19 protein-coding genes, 1 tRNA gene and 1 other annotated feature are annotated in these 19,749 nt (G+C 41.7%); of the genes, 6 read left to right on the forward strand and 14 right to left on the reverse strand.

From position 1 onward, the window contains the following. Positions 1-1,051: 1,051 nt before the first annotated feature. The 8 genes from rplL to rplS form a co-directional block, all read right to left on the reverse strand. On the reverse strand, positions 1,052-1,438 hold the full coding sequence (rplL, locus tag V7K67_RS29760) for a 50S ribosomal protein L7/L12 (protein WP_179066191.1): 387 nt from the start codon (positions 1,436-1,438) through the stop codon (positions 1,052-1,054). A gap of 124 nt (positions 1,439-1,562) precedes the next feature. Continuing rightward, complete coding sequence (gene rplJ / locus V7K67_RS29765) at positions 1,563-2,177, reverse strand: 50S ribosomal protein L10 (RefSeq protein WP_334710295.1); 615 nt, start codon at positions 2,175-2,177, stop codon at positions 1,563-1,565. Positions 2,178-2,239: 62 nt separating this feature from the next. Then, positions 2,240-2,408 (reverse strand) — a sequence feature (ribosomal protein L10 leader region). A 78-nt stretch (positions 2,409-2,486) separates the two neighbouring features. Further along, positions 2,487-3,200: a 50S ribosomal protein L1 gene (rplA, locus tag V7K67_RS29770; protein WP_334710294.1), complete on the reverse strand. Its 714-nt coding sequence runs from the start codon at positions 3,198-3,200 to the stop codon at positions 2,487-2,489. Between the two features lie 102 nt (positions 3,201-3,302). Then, the gene (gene rplK, locus V7K67_RS29775; protein WP_094331821.1) at positions 3,303-3,728 is read right to left on the reverse strand and encodes a 50S ribosomal protein L11; all 426 of its coding nucleotides are present in this window, start codon (positions 3,726-3,728) and stop codon (positions 3,303-3,305) included. Positions 3,729-3,734: 6 nt separating this feature from the next. After that, positions 3,735-4,376, reverse strand: coding sequence for a transcription termination/antitermination protein NusG (gene nusG, locus V7K67_RS29780; RefSeq protein WP_229463193.1), 642 nt, complete (start codon positions 4,374-4,376; stop codon positions 3,735-3,737). After that, positions 4,376-4,597 carry a preprotein translocase subunit SecE gene (gene secE, locus V7K67_RS29785; RefSeq protein WP_322678465.1) on the reverse strand — a complete coding sequence of 74 codons (222 nt, stop codon included), beginning with the start codon at positions 4,595-4,597 and terminating at the stop codon, positions 4,376-4,378. The genes nusG and secE overlap by 1 nt, the downstream gene beginning before the upstream one ends. A gap of 177 nt (positions 4,598-4,774) precedes the next feature. Then, positions 4,775-4,847, reverse strand: a tRNA-Trp gene (locus V7K67_RS29790). Between the two features lie 146 nt (positions 4,848-4,993). Continuing rightward, the gene (rplS, locus tag V7K67_RS29795; RefSeq protein ID WP_094348921.1) at positions 4,994-5,356 is read right to left on the reverse strand and encodes a 50S ribosomal protein L19; all 363 of its coding nucleotides are present in this window, start codon (positions 5,354-5,356) and stop codon (positions 4,994-4,996) included. A 153-nt stretch (positions 5,357-5,509) separates the two neighbouring features. Between rplS and V7K67_RS29800 the strand changes: the two genes are divergently transcribed. After that, positions 5,510-6,568 carry a glycosyltransferase family 2 protein gene (locus V7K67_RS29800; RefSeq protein ID WP_334733751.1) on the forward strand — a complete coding sequence of 353 codons (1,059 nt, stop codon included), beginning with the start codon at positions 5,510-5,512 and terminating at the stop codon, positions 6,566-6,568. 507 nt (positions 6,569-7,075) lie between these two features. Beyond that, positions 7,076-8,131 carry a glycosyltransferase gene (locus V7K67_RS29805; RefSeq protein WP_334733752.1) on the forward strand — a complete coding sequence of 352 codons (1,056 nt, stop codon included), beginning with the start codon at positions 7,076-7,078 and terminating at the stop codon, positions 8,129-8,131. Between the two features lie 219 nt (positions 8,132-8,350). Here the strand turns inward: V7K67_RS29805 and V7K67_RS29810 are convergent, their stop codons facing one another. Beyond that, the gene (locus tag V7K67_RS29810) at positions 8,351-9,004 is read right to left on the reverse strand and encodes a hypothetical protein (RefSeq protein WP_334733753.1); all 654 of its coding nucleotides are present in this window, start codon (positions 9,002-9,004) and stop codon (positions 8,351-8,353) included. 1,219 nt (positions 9,005-10,223) lie between these two features. Between V7K67_RS29810 and V7K67_RS29815 the strand changes: the two genes are divergently transcribed. Further along, positions 10,224-11,060 (forward strand): sulfite exporter TauE/SafE family protein, encoded by an 837-nt coding sequence (locus tag V7K67_RS29815; protein ID WP_334710290.1) that lies wholly within the window; start codon positions 10,224-10,226, stop codon positions 11,058-11,060. Position 11,061: 1 nt separating this feature from the next. After that, positions 11,062-11,640 carry a DUF1634 domain-containing protein gene (locus V7K67_RS29820; RefSeq protein ID WP_334733960.1) on the forward strand — a complete coding sequence of 193 codons (579 nt, stop codon included), beginning with the start codon at positions 11,062-11,064 and terminating at the stop codon, positions 11,638-11,640. A gap of 74 nt (positions 11,641-11,714) precedes the next feature. On the opposite strand, the gene V7K67_RS29825 is transcribed toward V7K67_RS29820, so the two are convergent. After that, positions 11,715-11,987 carry a hypothetical protein gene (locus V7K67_RS29825; RefSeq protein WP_334733959.1) on the reverse strand — a complete coding sequence of 91 codons (273 nt, stop codon included), beginning with the start codon at positions 11,985-11,987 and terminating at the stop codon, positions 11,715-11,717. Between the two features lie 671 nt (positions 11,988-12,658). Here V7K67_RS29825 and V7K67_RS29830 point away from each other — a divergent pair. Next, entirely contained in the window at positions 12,659-13,120 is a 462-nt protein-coding gene (locus tag V7K67_RS29830; RefSeq protein ID WP_334733958.1) for a hypothetical protein, read from the forward strand. Between the two features lie 522 nt (positions 13,121-13,642). Here V7K67_RS29830 and V7K67_RS29835 read toward each other — a convergent pair. The 4 genes from V7K67_RS29835 to folK all read right to left on the reverse strand — a co-directional run bounded on the left by V7K67_RS29835 (position 13,643) and on the right by folK (position 16,644). Continuing rightward, entirely contained in the window at positions 13,643-14,446 is an 804-nt protein-coding gene (locus V7K67_RS29835) for a prohibitin family protein (RefSeq protein WP_334733957.1), read from the reverse strand. 210 nt (positions 14,447-14,656) lie between these two features. Then, positions 14,657-15,499 (reverse strand): ADP-ribosylglycohydrolase family protein, encoded by an 843-nt coding sequence (locus tag V7K67_RS29840; protein WP_334733956.1) that lies wholly within the window; start codon positions 15,497-15,499, stop codon positions 14,657-14,659. Between the two features lie 12 nt (positions 15,500-15,511). Next, the gene (locus V7K67_RS29845) at positions 15,512-16,060 is read right to left on the reverse strand and encodes an NUDIX hydrolase (RefSeq protein ID WP_334733955.1); all 549 of its coding nucleotides are present in this window, start codon (positions 16,058-16,060) and stop codon (positions 15,512-15,514) included. 68 nt (positions 16,061-16,128) lie between these two features. Further along, the gene (gene folK / locus V7K67_RS29850) at positions 16,129-16,644 is read right to left on the reverse strand and encodes a 2-amino-4-hydroxy-6-hydroxymethyldihydropteridine diphosphokinase (protein WP_334733961.1); all 516 of its coding nucleotides are present in this window, start codon (positions 16,642-16,644) and stop codon (positions 16,129-16,131) included. Between the two features lie 550 nt (positions 16,645-17,194). Between folK and V7K67_RS29855 the strand changes: the two genes are divergently transcribed. Beyond that, positions 17,195-19,564, forward strand: a complete 2,370-nt coding sequence (locus V7K67_RS29855) for a transglycosylase domain-containing protein (RefSeq protein WP_334733954.1) — start codon at positions 17,195-17,197, stop codon at positions 19,562-19,564. The last annotated feature ends 185 nt before the right edge of the window (positions 19,565-19,749 follow it).

Consider the following 19,749-nt stretch of genomic DNA (forward strand, 5'->3'; position numbering starts at 1 on the left):
AAAATTTATTTGGATCTTAAGGTGAAAGTACCGATCTCGCCAAAACAGGAAAATCTTTTTTTGGAAATCATCTTTATTCCGTATCAGATTATCTTAATTCACCATAAATAAAATTCAGGTTTTTATCGTGAGTGCTTTCGATTCAAGCGGGGTTAAACCAGACGCAGAACTATTCGATCAACCTCTAGTGCTTGTGGATCTCAGCGCCAGAACCAAGCGATCCAATACGGTTCGGTTAAGGCAAGAGACGCGATAAATCGCCGTCTCTACAATAGACATCTCCGAAAAACAATGTAGAGACGTAGCACTGCTACGTCTCTACAAGGGTTATGGGTAAAGCATATTTAATTTCTGGAGATGTCTAATAATCAGGCTTGTCATCAAAAAACCTTATCCGAACCGTATTGGGACTAATTTCAGACTCAATATATTTGCCATCTTCAAGAATATTAATTTGTAGCTTCCCATTTTCATATAGCCAAAGTTCAGGAACTCTTAGAGGATGTCTGAAAAGTTTTGAGGAGGTAATTTTCATTACGCAAGCTGTTTTAACATTAAACAAATCATATATAAACCAATACGCTTGGGTTAAGGCTAAAACTCTTTGTCAAATTCAATTTTTTTAACGTAGACGCGAAGCGGCTTGCCGCAGGCTACCGCCTTCTCTGCGAGAGGCTTTGCCAACGCGCAGCGTCTCGTAAGAGTTGGATGCAAAGAGAAGAAAGAAATGCTTAACTGAACTGTATTGATATATAAACCTCAATGCAAAATTTACTGAATTATTGTAGAGACGGCGATTTATCGCGTCTCTTGCCTTAACCAAACAGTATTGAAATTAGTCCTACTTTTTCCAACTTACCTATGATGCTGTGCCCTTACCAGATCAAAAAGTATACACGTTTCCATAAATGAGCGTTGTAATACTTAATAGTATTTTCATATAACAATCCGTGCAGGAATTACGAACAAAAAGATCCCCGACTTCTTCAAGAAGTCGAGGATCTGAGCCTCTCGGTGGAGAGTAAATAAAAAACTACTAATGTAATTGTGACTACTTAATAGTCACCTTACCGCCAGCTTCTTCGATGCGTTTCTTAGCATCTTCAGCAGCATCTTTAGCAATACCTTCTTTAACTGCCTTGGGCGCAGCTTCCACCAAGTCTTTGGCTTCTTTCAGACCCAAACCGGTCAATTCCCGAACAATCTTCAGCACGGCAATCTTCTTATCAGCTGGGACTGATTCGAGAATCACTTCAAACTCGGTTTGCTCAACAACTTCCTCAGTAGGAGCAACAACACCAGGGCCGGCAATTGCTACGCCAACAGGTGCAGCAGCACTTACACCAAAAGCTTCTTCAATTTGCTTGACTAACTCAGAAGCTTCCAGCAAAGAAAGAGTTTTTAGTTGTTCTAAAATGTTATCGGTTGCAGCAGACATTGATATAACTCCTGTAAGTTTGATTATTTATTAGTCATTAGTCATTAGATTTTGAACGGCAGTTGCTCCACTTGGGGAGACCCCAAGACTGCACTGCCTCCTCTTGACTGATGAACCGCGAAGTCTATTCAGCAGCAGTTTCAGTGCTGCTATCAGCTTCAGCAGTGCTTTCGGTGCTGCTATCTTCGACAGCAGCGGTTTCGGTGCTACCACCACTTTGCTCTTGGTCGGCCACAGCCTTCAAAGCACGAGCCAGTGAACCAGGAACTTCGTTGATACCCACAGCAATCTTGGTAGCCAAGGCGTTGATAGCCCCAGCAATTTGGGCGATGAGTTGTTCCTTAGATGGCAAGTCTCCAAGTATCTTGACATCAGGTTCTTTGAGTAGGCGACCTTCCAACACACCGCCGCGAAGTTCTGTCTTCTTGGTGACTTTTTGGAATTCTTGGTATGCCTTAATTGCCGATGAAAAATCGTCTTTTACCAGCAAAAAGGCAGAAGCACCGTTGAGTAATTCTGACAGAGGTTGCCATTTTTCATCGCCTTCAATGGCAATGCCCATCAGAGTGTTCTTAGTCACCTTACAAACGGTGCCACTAGGACGCAGCCGCCGCCGCAAGTCTGTGATTTCCGAAACTGTTAGCCCCTGATAGTCAATTACCAGTGCCAGAGTTGACTCACTCAAAGTTTCTTTGAGGTCAGCTACTATTTCTTTTTTATTTTCTAGTGTTCTACCCATTCCAATCTCACCTCCTTAAAACAATCGGTGATTGCCCTACTTTTACGTTTTTTCTCAACCTGAACCCAAACAACAAACCCCGGCTAATTTAGCCGGGGTTGAGTATTAAAACTCTTGACGCCATAGTTATCACACCTTTGTGGGTGGTAATTCTGACAATTAGAGTTTTAACCTCGGCAGGATATTTAAGCTATTAGCACCTGCTGTCTTCGGCTTTGCCTATTTAATTTCAAGTTAGGAGTGAGGAGTTAGTAATAAAACTCATAACTCCTAACTCTTAATTCCTAACTCATAACTCCTAACTCTTAGTTAAGCTGCTTCGCTCAGTTTCAAATCTCGTAGGGCGCTGATATCAACTTTAATTGATGGCCCCATTGTGGCTGCCACATAAAATGTGCGCCAATAACGACCTTTAGCTCCGGAAGGACGGTTACGGTCAATCGTCTCCTGCAATGCCTTCAGGTTGACTAACAAATCTTCAGGTGAGAAAGTTGTCTTACCAAACATAACATGAACAATGCCAGTTCGGTCAGCCCGGAATTCTAATTTACCAGCTTTGAATTCTGCGATCGCACCTGCTAAATCAAATGTTACGGTTCCACCTTTGGGTGATGGCATCAAACCACGCGGCCCAAGCAACTTACCTAGTTTTGCCACTTGTGGCATGACATCGGGTGTGGCAATCAGCTTGTCAAAATCTAATCTACCTTTCTGGATTTCGTCAATCAGTTCTTCTGACCCGACTATATCAGCACCAGCGTTGCTAGCTTCGTTTACCTTTTCGCCTCTGGCTATCACCGCCACTCGGACGATTTGTCCTGTACCTTTGGGCAGTGCTACCGTTGTCCGCAACTGTTGATCTGTATACTTAGGGTCAATTCCCAACCGGATATGAGCTTCAGCAGCTTCGGTAAATTTAGCTGTTGCTGTGTCCTTGAGAAGGGCTAAAGCCTCTAGGGGATGATAGTCCTTATCTTCTACTTTTGCTTGCAGTCCCTGCAAACGACGCGATATTTTTGGCATTTTGTTCTCCTGGGGTAATTCCGAAGCCTCGCCTCTCCCCCGATAATTTTTAGTTATTTGTCCTTTGTCCTTTGTCGTTAGTTTTTTACTAATGACCAATGACTAATCCGTGACTGTTATGCCCATATTTTTAGCCGTTCCTGCCACAATCTTCATTGCCGCGTCGATATCGTTGGCATTGAGGTCGGGGAGTTTCGTTTGGGCTATTTCTTGCAATTGTGCTTTGCTAATTGACCCAACCTTCTTTTTGTTGGGTTCATTCGAGCCTTTTTCTACTTTCGCCGCTTTCCGAATCAGTACTGATGCAGGTGGCGTTTTGAGTACAAACGTAAAACTCCGGTCTTCAAAAACCGAAATTTCTACAGGTATCACCATTCCAGCTTGGTCTGCTGTTTTGGCATTATACTCTTTACAAAACATCATGATGTTGACACCATGTTGACCCAAGGCGGGCCCGACTGGCGGTGCTGGGTTGGCTTTTCCAGCATTCAAGGCCAGTTTAATGACCGCCACTACTTTCTTCGCCATTTGTATTTAGCTCTGTTTCTCTACCTGATTAAATTCCAATTCTACTGGTGTATCCCTGCCGAAAATTGAAAGTAAGGCTTTAAGTTTACTCCGCTCTGGAGAAACTTCAATCACCTCGCCTTCAAAATCTTTAAATGGGCCAGAAAGCACCATTATCTTATCACCAGTAGCCATGTCAATTTTGACAACAGCTTCTTGTTCGCTGGTTTGTTTGAATATACGTTCGACTTCTGAAGAACTCAGTGGTATAGGGTTGACATGACCGCGACCCTTACTACTGCCACGTTTTTGTTCTGAACCGACAAAGTTGATTACATGAGAGGTGTTTCGTACCACCTGCCAAGTATCATCATCCATCATCATCCGCACCAGCACATAGCCAGGGAAAACTTTTTCTTCTGTATGCTGGCGACTGCCGTCTTTGCGGATTTTCACCGCTGGCGTCTGCGGAATTTCTACCTGAACAATTTTGTCAGCTACATCAAAAGTCTGAATGCGTTGCTCTAAGTTAGTCTTTACACGCTTTTCACAGCCTGAGGCTACTTGCACTGCATACCAGCGTGCTTCTTTGGACGCTGCTTCTGCTGTTTCTGCTGTTTCCTCTGACTGCAACGTTGAGTTGCGTGGTTCATCTGTTGCAAAAGTCATCAGAACACCTGTTTTGCTGCCCAATGAAACAATCCATCGACCAAGTATATCAAAGATGCGGAGAGTGCCACCATTAACAACACAGCAGCTGATTCGCTTACTATCTGTTGCCGACTGGGCCAAACTACTTTTTCAAGTTCTTCTTTGGTTCCCTGTATGAAGTTGCCAAAGCTAAACCCGTTGGGAGTTTCTGGCAATTCTGCTTCACTTTTTTTGGCCACGACCGTTTATCCTCTTGTTTCTTACTCTTTGTTCGTCCAGATTTGCAGTTTCGACTCTATTCCACTTAATTGAAAGCAAAACAACTGCAAATACAATAAGTTTACCCGAAATTATTATCGCTAACTGCTAATATAGCAGCTGCGTAATTATTTCGGGCTTGGTTTTTTGCTCTTGAGCGCGCCCTGGAGGACTTGAACCCCCGACATCAGGTTTTGGAGACCTGCGTTCTACCAACTGAACTAAGAGCGCACAAGCTGTTTTCGATTCAGTGATTGCGCTGAACTAAATTTCAGTTTAACGCAATATGCGATTTATATCATACCTCAATTTCGCTGGAAAAACAAGTCAGCGGCAGATGCCGCTTGAGATTTCTCCCATAATGATTGAAGGACGAATCACAAAGGGCGGTCAAACCGTTGCTTGATCCGGGTTGCCTTACCTACGCGATCGCGGAGATAATACAGTTTAGCACGGCGGACTTTACCACGACGTAATACCTTAATGCTGTCAATGCGGGGAGAATGCAGCAAAAATACCCGCTCAACGCCCACGCCTTGAAAAACCTTACGGACTGTAATAGTTTCGTTAATGCCACCATTACGCTTGGCAATTACTACTCCCTCATAGGGTTGGACGCGGTATTTTTCGCCTTCCTTGATTTTCACTCCCACTTTTACAGTGTCACCCACATAAATATCGGGCAGATTTGATTTTATCTGTTCCGCTTCAATGGAGCGGATAATCTCTTGAGCGTTCATAGTCTTTCTGTCTGCTTAAAAAAAACTCACGATCATCAATGATAAATCGATAATCCTATTTCAGTCTACTTGTTCAGATTGATAATTTTACTGATACAACAGCCTCAAGATCAAAGCTATATTGCAGAATGCTGTACCACAGGGGTAAAATTTATGAAATTTAGCATCGTCATCAGTACCTATAATCGCTTGAATTTGCTGAAAAGAGCAATTGATTCAGCTCGTAACCAAACAATTGAGTGTGAGGTGGTTGTTGCCGACGACTGTTCATCTGATGACACCCAAACCTATCTCAAAACCTTAGGGGACAAGATTGTTTACCATCGCAACGAAGTGAACCTTGGTCATGCAGCAACGGTAAATGCAGGAGTTGCCAAAGCTAGCGGCAACTGGATTAAGTTTTTAGATGATGATGATTATTTAGCGCCCAACTGCATAGAAGAGATAGCAAAGGCGATCGCACTTCGTCCCGATGCTGTAATCTGCTCTTGTGTGGCGGCTCAGGTCGATGGCAATGAAGTTGAACTCTCTCGCACCCCCCAAGTTGGCCCCGGTTTAGCTTTTTATATCCCCCAAGCTGATATTCACTACGGTATGCTCTTAGAGCTTGTACCCTTTGGTACTCCTGTACAAGTAGCTTGTCGGCGTGATGCTTTTCTGCAAACTGGTGGTTGGGACTCCACACTCGATGCTAACTGTGATGACATCGATTCCTGGATTCGGATTGCCCAGTTTGGCGATGCTATTTTCTTCAACCAGTGTCTTGCTTACCGCACTATCTGGCCGGGTGCGTATAATCAAAAGTTTTCTTTGTCTCGGCGCTTGGCGACAAATATTTTGATGAAAGAGAAAATTTACGCCTTGGTAAATGACCAACATCGCTCAAAGATTCCTGTCTTTCAGGATATAAAAAATTACCTGAAACTCCATTGGATTTTAGTAGCACTGAAGCAAAAAAATATCAAGAGTTTTCTATCAATGATAGATCCGTCTATACTTTATCCTCAGTCTTGGAAGTTTTTGCTAAATGCTATTTCATCACGCCGCTCTGAAGAAAACAATTCTCAGGTTCGTAAACTTGTATTGATTGAGTTGTACTATGATGTCTGGCAAAATGCCCAGAATAAAAGCGCCAGTCTTCAAAATTTAGAATTGGATTCTGTGCAACTGGCGGACTTGCCTGTGAGCGCTCAGAGTTCGACTGAGCGCTAGACAAGGACGTTACTACCAACTACCAGATTTGTCGCAGTGAAATTATCCAAAGTCGCTAAGGTGTAAAAAGAATATTAAATGTCATCTGTGCCGTACTAAAGTTAGATGCCAGGGTATTGGGAAACAGAAAATAATACTGTACCCGCATTTCTCACAAGTTTGAAATGCTGATGGGCAGAGGGGCAGAGGGGCGGAGGGGATTGAACTTGGCACATTGAACTCTCCTCTGCTCCCCTGCACAGGCTTTGAGCATTGGTGAGAAATCCGGGTGTAGGGACTCAAAATAGCAGATTCAGTATTCAGAATTTTGGAGTTTTACCCCGATTTATCGAACCGTTACTGAATAAGTCTTTAAGCTAGGTAACTGTTAGAAGCGCTCTTAATCAGTAGCCAGTAGTCAATTTTATGCACTACTGACTACTTTTGAGTTGTCACTGAAGACCTCAATAATTATGTTGATTTATACTCAGTTACTTATCTTTATTTTTTATACACATCTCAAAGATTATGCGAATTATACATATTTTGAATCACGTTCAAGAAATAGGTAACGGGATTGTGAATGTGGCTGTGGATCTAGCTTGTCTACAGGCAAAATCTGGTTATGAGGTAGCGATTATTTCTGCTGGTGGTGAATATGAAGTTTTACTAGAGATTTGTGGTGTCAAACACTACCAACTAGACCAAACCAGGAAACCGCTCAGTATGATTAAAGCAGCTATACGTTACCGAGCGATCGCAGCTGAATTTCAACCGGATATTGTTCACGCTCACATGATGACGGGGGTCATACTAGCACGTATTTTTGGACAAAAATATGCTTTAGTTTCCACAGTCCACAATGAATTTCAGCGTGCCAGCCTGCTGATGGGTTTAGCTGACAGGGTAATTGCTGTCAGTAAGGCTGTGGGAGATTCTATGATTAGGCGTGGTATTCCAGAATACAAGTTGCGGGTAGTATGTAATGGCACTTTAGGCAGTCCTCGCACCCGACAGATAAAAGATTATCAACCTTTACCATTAAAGCATCCAGCGATCGCCACTGTCGCCGGCATGTATCAACGTAAGGGAATTGCTGAGTTAATCGCGGCCTTTGAACAAATTGCCTCAGATTTTCCCCAAGCCCATCTTTATTTAGTCGGAAGTGGCCCTGATAAACAACTATTTGAGGCTCAAGCACAAACAACTTCTGTAAAAGAACGCATTCATTTTGAAGGCTTCCAACCAGAACCGCAACGCTATCTGATATCTTGTGACATATTTGTGCTAGCTTCCCATCGCGACCCTTGTCCTCTGGTACTTTCAGAAGCTAGAGAAACTGGAATTGCGATCGTTGGTACTCAGGTAGACGGCATTCCTGAAGCTTTGGACAATGGGCAAGCAGGTCTTTTAGTGCCAGTAAAAGATAGTAATGCTTTGGCTGGGGTTTTAGTAAAATTACTGAGTAGTGCCGAGATGCTGCACGAATGGAAACAGCGGGCAAATAAAAACTTAGAAAGGCTGAGTGTTGCCCGCGTTCATCAGGAAACAATGACAGTGTATCGTGAGTTAATTTCAGAATGAGGGCATTGAGCGTGATTGTTAGTTATGTTTTAATAAATCTCAGTCTCCGGTAACATTAACATGCAAGGCTTTTGAGACTCGTTTCATCGGGACTAGCTTCCTCGATAAATTCACTCTAGTAATCTGTCAAATTCATTTTGACGGTTAGAGAGACGCGATAAATCGCCGTCTCTACTCTTAATTTATCCATCAATTATTTATTGACAGACTACTAGTAATTTAGAGATTCTTGGTAGGTGCATTGATCACACGTGCATCTACAATGTCTTGCGATACGTTCGGGACAAACCAATTCACTTCGCCACTTTTCAAGATTTTAGTACCAGCTTGATTGAATTCAATCACGCCGGTATCTGGATTTGTCTTCAAAACTAAGTTAGTTCCATTCGGAACCTTAATTACAAACCCACCCGGCAATTCTGTGCCTTGTTCATTTATTCCCATAGTCAAGGCTGTAGCGTCATTTGGTAGATAAACTCCCTTACAATTCCATCGATCTTTAGTTGTCTGGCCATTACCCAGAAAATACAATGCAGCCCCCTCGGAATATTCATCATCCTCAATATTTGGTTCTGGGCCGTAGATGGCTAGAGTTTTTCCTGTTTGATTACTACATTGACCCCAGTCGATTCCTGACTCAAAAGCATATTGTTGCAACTCTAACTCGTTGATTTTCTGGTCGATTTGCTCTGGCGTATAGCCCTCTAATTGAGTTTGTGTTTTTTCCGCCGTTTTCAAATTATTCAATTGTTGAGTCAGTGTGATGTAATCAGGGTTTTGGCTATATTTCGGGCGATCGGCTAAGGAAGGTTTAGCAAATACTAAGCTTGCGAATAATACAACCACCATCAAAATGTATCTGAAGTTTTTCATGTTCTTGTCCCAATCTTTTACAAATTGCAGCCCATAGCTGGATATTTAAAGAGTATCGTCAATATTGTAACTAATGCTAAATATTGAATTTCTGTAAAAAATGCCTGCGATAATACTTCGGTTTTCTTGAGCATAAATTTTAATTTTTACCCTACCATTTCAACTGTATTTTGGAAGTATTACCTTTGGCTGATTTAATTTAATACACTTATCTTTTAAGTAAGTTTTTCACGTTAAATTCTCTAAATATCTTTGTCTTAAGATTAAATTTGAATAATTCCGATGTTTAATATGTATTGCTTTTGACAATATTCTAAGTGTTTACCGTGAGCTTCATTGATGAAAATAAATTTGAAGTATTCCTATATGTTTAAGTTATTAACGCGATTTTATCTTTGTGAATAAAAAGGAAGATTAGATTTTTACTAATACTTGATTCTAGGAAATACATCGGGTAGTATTAAATATATCTTTAGAAATACAATCAAAGATATATGCATTAAGTTAGAGATATATTGATATCTGTAAATATAAGTCAGAGACTAGTCAAGAAAGAAGAAAATTTACTCAAATATAACCCATAATTCCCTGTATCTCCATCGAGATATGCGCCATTGGAAAGGTCAAACAATTTTGGATTTTAGATTTGCGATAGCGCAGCTAAGCCGAGTCTTCTCCCTTGGCGTTAGCCTCTCCCAATGTGAGAAGGGGAGACGCCAAGGGCGAACGAGCGTCTTTTGGATTGACCCCGACCACAAGGGTGCAGGGCATTATGATTTTAAATTTGGGATTTTGGATTTGTTCCGCTTGACTTCGGGCGGGGCATGAACCGCAAATTTTCTAAAATCTAAAATTGGCACGGTCAAAACTTGCTTAATGAAAAAAGAAAAGTTATCCCATTATGGTTTAAAACTAGATTGTCTTTCCTTCTCGGAAGTGCTGGTGCAATCTTTTGCTGTAATTGCACCTACGACAATACCAGTATCTAGTATTGATTTAATCTTTACACTTTCAGGAACTTAATGAGGCTTTTGAATGAGAAGTTAGAAATTAAAAGTTTCTTTTGGCTTCTGACTCTTGAATACCCAAGCATGAGGGTATTAGACACGATTATAAACAGCTATATCTGTAGTCAGTAATAAAATGTCGATTAAGTTTTAAATAATACAAAAAATATTTTGGCATCTTGATATACATGTAAAAAAAAGAGGAATTAAATTTGACTACTTTAGAATTTTCATTACTTATTTGGATTGGTTCATTTAGCGCTGGCTTATTAGGGGCGCTAACTGGGCTAGGGGGTGGAGTAGTAATTGTTCCCTTATTAACTTCGGTATTTGGCGTTGATATTCGATACGCCGTCGGTGCTTCACTAGTATCTGTAATCGCTACTTCTTTGGGTGCAGCATCTACTTATATTAAAAAAGGCTATACTAATTTGCGATTGGGAATGTTTTTAGAAGTAGCAACAACCATTGGTGCGATCGCAGGAGCAACGATCGCTACTTTTGTTTCTGTAAAAGCCCTAACTATCGTGCTAGCGATCGTCCTGATTTATTCAGCATATCTTTCACAACGACCCAGAATAGAACACGCTGACGATGAAGTAATAGATCCGATCGCAAATTATCTCAAACTGAATAGTAGTTATCCAACTCCTGAGGGAGTGATGTCTTACCAAGTTCATTCAGTACCAATGGGATTTGGTGTGATGTTAATAGCTGGGGTGCTTTCTGGGTTACTTGGTATTGGTTCTGGGGGATTCAAGGTATTGGCGATGGATCAAACTATGCGTCTACCCTTCAAAGTTTCTACCACCACCAGCAATTTTATGATCGGCGTGACAGCAGCAGCATCAACTGGAGTTTACCTAGCACGAGGCTACATCGATCCGGGACTATCTATGCCGGTGATGTTGGGGGTATTACCTGGTGCTTTCTTAGGCGCACGAGTATTGACAGGCGCTAAAACGCAGATTTTAAGAATTATCTTCAGTGTTGTGCTGGTGGTAATGGCTTTGAAGATGGTCTATAACAGTTTAATAGGGGGGCTGTAAAATGTATAAATTTAATAATAGCTTTCGTTGGGCATTACTAGCACAACCAAATAGTGAAGTGGTTACACTAACTTTACCACCGGAAGATCCAGACTCTAATGTCGAAAAATTAAAAGAACAAAACACTAGCACAGTAGCACAGCTACCTAATGAAGGTGAAATTGATGCTAACAATAACATCATCAAAACATTAAGCGAGCAGCAATTAGAATATTTGCTCAGTAACCTCATGAAATATGGTGTTTTGATAGCTAGTGCTGTGGTTTTGTTAGGGGGGATACTCTACTTGATTCATCACGGTGCTGAACCTGCGGAATATCGCTTTTTTCGAGGAGAACCATCGGAACTTCGCTCACCTATCGGTGTAGTAAAAGCAGTTTTATCAGGTAGCGATGCCTACGGCGGGCTACGCCTACGCGGCATTATTCAACTCGGACTGCTACTACTAATTGCGACTCCAATTTTGCGCGTTTTTATTTCCCTATTAACTTTTTTACTACAGCGAGAATTTATTTATGTGATTGTTACTTTACTAGTAATGGCTAGTCTAACTTATAGTCTTGTCGGAGCATATTATTAGTAATATAAAGGTTAAGGGACTAAACTCAATATTGTCCCCTTAACTATAACGCCAGAAATAAATTTTATGACTGATTATGAGCCTTGCAAAAGCTCGTTAATTGAACTTATGCTCTGTTTTATTTGTTCTGTCAGAGAAGTTCTTAATAAGTCAAGGTTTTCGACTGAAAAATTGAACAATCCCAAAGCATATAATAGACTTGAAGTCCCAATAATTAGAGCCAAAAGTCTACCAAAAAAACCAGGATTGATTTCAATAAAAGCTAATTTAGATTTTCCGATGACAGCAATTGTTATAAAAACAATTGCTGCTATCAAAAAGTTGCTATTTGGAGTTAAGTCTGTCATTTTCCAATTAAGATGCCTCAGTAATTTTATTGTAGCTATTATTAGTTCAAATTTCTGCCCATGCTATATGCAGGAATAAAATTTTGCTACTCAACATCTACCTACTCCCAAAGGAAGAAAGCTCTGGCTATTGTAGTATCGGTGTTGGATGTCATCGTGTGCTATAATTCGATTAAGATATATTCTAATTTTAAAACTTATTGAGCGATAAATAAGTGTTGATTGTCTCAATAGTGTATCAACTGTTCTATTTTACTCAGATTTCCTAAATAGGGTGTAATCGGAATCAAAGTCCCCCTATTTATAGAGCAATACAGTTCAGAAGGATCAACAAAACACTTGTAGAGACGGCGATTTATCGCGTCTAAAAAACCCAAAATTGTTGCCAGTAGCCCTTAACCCAAGCGTATTGATTTATAGAGGGATTTGGGGGAATATAGAATATTTGGCTACCAATAAGAAGACTTTTCAAACATTTTCTCTGGTTTAAATGAGATATTCTGAAGTTGCATTTGATTTAAACCTCAATTTTACTTTTTATTATTTTGCTGAGACTGTGTGATTGTAGGGCTTTCAGCATTAAAAATCGAAAATATTATAACTCCTGATACTAGACTTTAATTTAGTTTATATATTAAACTACACTAAGATCAGAGGAATAGTGGGTTTTTATGGAAAGCGTCCAAAACGTTAGTCAAGAATTGAATGTAACAGAAGACACAGAACTAGAGAAGGTACAACAGTCTAATCCAAAAGAGTTCAAAAAAGATATTTTCAAAAAACTCAGAGGTGGATTTTTAATAGTACTGGGATATTTGTTGTCACCACTATGTTGGTGGAATGACTTACTATTCAATCTGCCAATAGCTTATGGTTTTGGGTATGTATGTAGTTTCTTTTCACCAAAATTACTTCTACCTGCTTCAATTATCGGATACTGGCTCTCTAATATTGTGGGGATTTTATTGATGCAGTTCGGTTCTAAGGAAATTTTTCAAAAAGAACCTCAAGAACATAACCTCAAAAAAGAATTATTCACAGGTCTAATTTCCTCAACAGTTTATACGCTGTTGATCGTACTATTGATCCAGTTGAAGATTCTCGATGTACCTATTTTATTCTCCAACAGTTAATTTAGTTTATCGAACAGAATTCAGGAGTCAGAATGGGCTAAACGCCCCGTTATCCATGTACAGAATGAATTATGCATGACTGGCGGATAGCGAGTATTTTCGAGTCGCGTCTTGATTCTGATCGGAGGCGTAGGCTCCGCTTCTGAATTCTTCTTCAACACCTTTCTACTGGCGTGGCAAGCAAAAAAATTGTGCATTAGACGTAGGTTGGGTGGAGTGGAGCGCAACCCAACATCCTGATACATGTTGGCTTTGGCAAAGCCTCCAACGCCACTTGCTACAACGCTCTTAACCCGCGCAACGCAGTGGCTCCCCAACCGACAATTTTTTTGCAACATTTTAGCCTTGCCATGCCACTACAAAGGGATAGGTTATGGGAGCGTACAAATGTGCACTCCTACAATGCATCTGTAGCAAATATACCAATCTGTGCAGGAGTTCCGAACAAAAAGATTCCCGACTTCTTGAAGAAGTCGGGAATCTGAGCTTCTAAGAGCAAATCGATGAATGAGAAGATTAATTTTAATCAAATTTTAAAAGTTCACTTAAATTCAAGAATTTCGGAGCCTCTTTACTGACAATTAATGGCAGCTTGCCATTCCATTTTTCTATTGCTTGCTTTTGCAGAATTTCTGGAGTTAAACCATCGCGTAATAATTTGTGCGCCTCAGCCTCTCCCTTGGCTAAATTAACTTTAGCCTCAGCCTGTCTTGTTGCTTTCAGCGCGATAAACTCTGCTCGTTTTGCTTCTTGTTCAGCAATCTGCTTCGCCTCCACCGCCTCATCAAATCGTTCTGAAAAATGAACATGAACTAGAGAAATATCATCAACTGCAACATGATAGCTACTCAGTCGTGTAGATAATGCCTCATCTACTCCACTTTTGACTTCTCCTCGTTTAGTAATAATTTCTTCAGCAGTATACTTTGCTATGACTGCTTTTAGTACTTCTTCTACTGCTGGGTTAATAATCCGAATGACTACATTTTGCTCATCTCCAATTTCTTGAAAAATAACATTTACTTCCTGCGGAATAATATGCCAATTAAGAGCGACATCGGCGAAAACATTTTGTAAATCTTTGGAAGAAGCCTCTGCCGAAATTTCCTGTTTTTGGACTCGAATACTCAACTTTTTTACAGTATTGACTACAGGAATAATTAAGTGAAGTCCTTCTCCTAATATCTGGTTTTGTACTTCGCCAAATTTCATCAATACGCCGCGTTCGCCTGCATTGACAATCACACAAGGCGTCAGGAAGAGAGTTATCAAGAACAAAAGAGCAGTTAGTTTGCCGGCACTGTTAAAAGTTGTAATTTTTCTCATCTGTATGAAACATCTATGTGTATTGCATAGAGACACATATTTAGGAGTTGTGGGCTTCTTCCTGTCATGCTCTTACAACTTTGACTCTAAGTCAATTTCTATGTCACTCTAGCCAAGGTAATAAATAGCACTTCTCATTCAAACGAGAAGCGCTAAGTAGGTAGATGTAATTAAATGTAAGATAAAGTTCTCAAGGACTAGAGGCACTTACTATGAGTTTTTGTCCACCAAACTCATTAGCTGTTTATCTAGTTGGATGAGGTAATCTCTACCGTAAGCTCCATTCTCTAAGCCTGTGACAAGATGATGGGGAATGTCTTGTGTAATTTCTTCGCTACAAGAACCAGCTGCTAGGGCGATCGCACCTACTGTATCTACATCACCAGTAAAAGCGATACAATCTTGTAAAAGTTCGCTCATGCTGTCATTTCGCATCACCGCAGTAATCGCTGCCCTGACACTCATCCAGCCTTTGGATTTTACTTTACCTTCCCACGGTTTAGACCATTCACCAGATACGTAACCTTCTAGAAATAGTCCTAATTTGCGCTTTGCTCCCAGTCGATAGATAAAATAATGTGACATTAAGGCAGCCGCAACGGCAGCATTAATCCCATCTGGTGTATTGTGGGTAATTGCCGCTTGAATTGTTGCCGCTTCAATGACTTTTTCTGGTGTCGGATAGATGCCAATGGGCGCTGCACGCATCGCTCCCCCGCTTTTGTCACTATCAGGGTTAATTTTCGTTAAAAACTCTTCCCCATCCTGAATTTCTCCCAGAAAATGGTAGAAATTTCTAGAATAACCCTCTCTCTCATCGCGTTTGAAGGCTCTAACAAAACTATCGGCTAAAACTTCTGGCGTCCACGGTGCTTGAGCAACAATCACTTCTGCAATGGCAATGCTCATCTGGGTGTCATCAGTATAGCTGCCAGGGATGAGTCGAAAACGCGGATGTTGGACGTATCGACTCAAGTCGTTGTTAACGATCATCTCGTCTGCATATTCAAAGCCTGCACCGTAGGCATCTGCAATCGCTAACTCTAGCAGCATAAGGGAAGGGTATTAAATTAAAAACGGACGCGCCAAAAAAAAGCTAGAAACTGATTTAGCATCTACCGGCTCTCCCTCCAGAATAGCTTTTTCTAATTCTTCGGGAGTCAAAAACACAGTTTCGATATCCTCGTCTCCATCTTGTGGTGGTGGTGTCTCCAGCTTTTCTAAATCTCGCGCCAGAAAAGCATAGATAATTTCATCAGAATAGCCGGGAGCTAGGAAAAATTCACCTAGTTTGTCCCACTTTTGAGCACTATAGCCAGTTTCTTCAGCAATTTCACGCTGTATTGTTTCTAAAGGCTGTTCATTTGCTTCTACTGTCCCCGCCGGAAATTCTAATATCCGTCCCTGAATTGCAAAACGATACTGGCGCACCAGCACAAGTTTACCTTCTGCTGTCACTGGCACAGCTAGGGCACCACCAGGGTGACGAATGCATTCCCATTCTCCTTCTGATTTATTCGGCAAACGCAAGCGATTAACTTCAAAATCAAACTTGCGTCCTTTATAAAACAGGCGTTGTCTTAGTAGTTGTGGTAATTCTCTACCTAATGGCATATTAAAATCTGATTATCTGTGAATACAGAGGCAAAATCAGCGTTCTTCTACCTTTAAGGAGGGTAATTTTAATTGCCCACCCATAAATGTACATCTGAACAGTCTACCTCTTTCAGCAGTTCTTTAATAACACACCCGGAAACTGGTTCTAGCCAATCTGGGGCAATTTCTGCTAGTGGTACTAACACAAAGGCCCGATCCCGCATTCGTGGGTGGGGAATCTGGAGATTTGGCGTATCCATAATAATGTCATCATATAATAACAAATCCAAATCTAGGATGCGTGGCCCCCAGCGTTCCTGACGCACACGCCCAAATTGTTGTTCAATCCCTAACAAAATTTCTAATAACTGCTGGGGTACAATTTCTACCTGCAATGTGACGCAGCCATTGAGGTAATCTGGCTGCGGTGGCCCCACGGCTTTGGTTTGATACCAGTTGGATCTGGCTTCTAAGAGAATACCTGGCGTTTGGGCTAAAATCTCTACTGCTGCTTCTAAAACTGTCTGGGAATCGCCGATATTACTACCAAGGGCAATGGCACTACGTCTGGGTTTTGCTTCGGGGTGTCTCGCAATAGGCATCAGACTTTCTTGAAGTAAGGCGATTTTGGGCTGTCTTGGCGGATACTTTGCTGCACCTGTTTCAGAAAATGTCAATAGTTATATTGCCAATTTGAACCTCACACGACTCTTGTTGTCGCGTGATTCCTGCTTCAAATATCTGTGCCTGAATTACTTCAGGTCTTACAAGTTCTCCACAGGCTTTTATAGCCTCTCTAGCACCGACGGCGACTTTTAAACAAGTACCTAAATAGTTAAGTATGTTTAACCTCTGTACCTTAAAGATTTTACCTACTAGAGGACTGATACAAAAATATCTATTTCCCAGTAGAACCCAATATCTTTAGTTTTCGTGGTTCAGTAAGAATTGGTTTTTGCTATATGCTAATTTTAACATATGATGTGAAGTCACGAGTGTGCGGCTTGTAGAAATCAAATCTAAAAAACATTATTTTTATGATGAATTTAGTTAATTATTTATGGGATATTATACTAACACAAAGGTAGTGCTATAACCCCAAAGCTGATTGATAGTTGGTTATATAGTTACTACTTTGAGCGAGGAACTGACGTGGGGAAGCTAACCTCCTGGTTCAAGCGAAGACCAACTAATTTGAGTGACTCTGGACAAGGAGGAACAAATGAGAGCTTACCACCAGCAAATCTGGCGCAGACGAGGCAGTTACCGAGCAAAATGAAAATTTTACCATCTAGGACGAAGGCCAATCGGTCAACTGGCGGTAAACCATTCTACCGCCGCTTATGGTTTTGGGCAGGCTTGGGTGTGGGTGGTGGAATAGTTGCCTTGATCTACGTCATCAATTCAATAGATCGGACTTTGCCAGATCAGTCCGAGTTGAATGCCGTACTCAGAGAGCAAACACTGACCATTAAAGCTGCTGATGGCACCATATTACAACAACAAGGTGAAGCAACCAGAGAACAGCTAAAGCTGGAACAAATACCAGATAATTTAAAAAAAGCTTTCATCGCCTCAGAAGATAGAAGATTTAAGCAACACAACGGAGTTGATCCGCAAGGGATTGTGAGAGCGGGTTTGAATAATTTGCGATCGCAAGGTGTGGTAGAAGGTGGTAGCACCATCACCCAACAACTAACGCGGATTCTCTTTTTAAAACAAGAACAGACAATCTGGCGCAAACTCAAGGAAGTCCGCCTAGCCCAAAAACTGGAGCAAGAATTAACCAAAGATCAGATTCTAGAGCGTTACCTGAATCTGGTTTATTTGGGATCTGGAGCTTACGGTGTGGCAGATGCAGCCTGGGTATATTTTAGTAAGTCGCCAGACCAACTTTCCCTAGCAGAAATGGCAACGATTGCGGGATTAGCCCCTGCTCCTAGCTTGTACGCCCCAGACAAGAATCCCGAAGCGGCAATCCGGCGGCGTAACTTAGTATTGCTACGGATGCAAGAAGATGGAGTTATTACCCCAGAACAAAGGCAAGCAGCTATCCAGGAGCCATTAACCCTCAAAAGCAGTTTACCCAAACGAGTCCAAGTAGAATCACCCTACTTCACCAGCTACATCCAAAAAGAATTGCCCAAGTATGTTTCTGCTAACGTGCTAAAAAGTGGGGGTCTAGTAGTAGAAACCACGCTGAATCCGGCTTGGCAGAAAGTTGCAGAAGAAGCTGTTGCGAAAACACTGCGAAATCAAGGACGCTGGGAAAACTTTAAGCAAGCAGCAATGGTAGCCATAGACCCCCGCAGCGGTGAAATTAAGGCAATGGTGGGGGGAAAAGACTTTGGTAAAAACCAGTTTAATCGGGTTACTCAGGCACAAAGGCAGCCAGGTTCGACATTTAAAGGGTTTGTGTATGCGACTGCGATCGCTAGCGGTAAAAGCCCCTACGATAGCTACGAGGATGCGCCCTTTGTCGTAGATGGCTATGAACCGAAAAACTATAATGAAAACTTCCACGGTTCCATGAACATGAGAGATGCCCTCACCCGCTCTGTTAATATTATTGCGGTGAAGGTGTTGATTGATGTGGGATTTACGCCCACGATTAAACTTGCCCATGATATGGGGATCAAATCTGAACTTAAGCCTACCTATTCCTTAGCACTCGGCTCAAATGAAGTCAACCTGCTAGAGTTGACCAGCGCTTATGGCAGTTTTGCTACTCTTGGATTGCACACAGAACCTCATGGTATTACCCGCATCCTCAACCGCCAAGGCAAAGTAATCTGGTCAGCTAATTTCAAGTCAAAACGGGCCCTTGACGCTGACAGTGCCGCCATCATGACTTGGATGCTACGCAACGTCGTAGAAGAAGGGACTGGTGCTGCTGCCCAATTAGATAATAGACCAGTTGCAGGGAAGACCGGCACCTCAGACGAAGCCCGCGATTTATGGTTTATTGGCTACATTCCCCAGATGGTGACAGGAGTCTGGCTAGGTAACGATGATAACCGTCCCACAGACGGCAGTAGTAGTAGTGCCGCTTATACTTGGCACGAATTTATGGAAAAAGCCGCAGAGGGAATGCCAGTAGAAAAGTTTCCCAAACGACCCAAATTAGAAGGTCGCAAAGGCACAATCAAAGCCCAGTCCATTAAACCCAAGCAAGTGGTGAATAGTTCTATTGACTCTGATGATGACTCAGAAAGAGAAAGTGCTAGAAATTCTGAGGAGAGTGGTTCATCTAGGAGACGTAGAAGCCGGAGGAGCTATTCTCAAGATGAACAGCAATCAAGCGATTCTACCCCAAGACGGAGAAGGCGCGATCGCAGCGAATCAAGTTCCAGTAGATCTTCTGAGGAATCATCTACTCCACAGCGGCGAAGAAGAGTAGAATCAGATTCTCCCCCACCTCGAAAAACTCGGACAGAGTCGTCTCCAGCAAACAGTTCCGGTTCTTCAGGTTCTTCATCACCACAGCCTAGCTGGCGGGATAGACTTAGACCTCCTAAATAATGAGATTGGGGATTGGGCATAAGAGGCAGAGGTGCAAAGGCGCAGAGGAGCAGAGGGGAAAAACTTACTGCAACTTCTCCCCTACCCCCAAGATGAAGTTAAAAGTCAAAAGTTAAAGGGCAAAAGAGAACTGATGAAGTCTTAATTCTGTTCTTTTTACTTTTAGCTTTTGACTTACTAGCCCC

Origin of the sequence: Nostoc sp., assembly GCF_036917155.1 — a bacterium.
Classification (GTDB): domain Bacteria; phylum Cyanobacteriota; class Cyanobacteriia; order Cyanobacteriales; family Nostocaceae; genus Nostoc.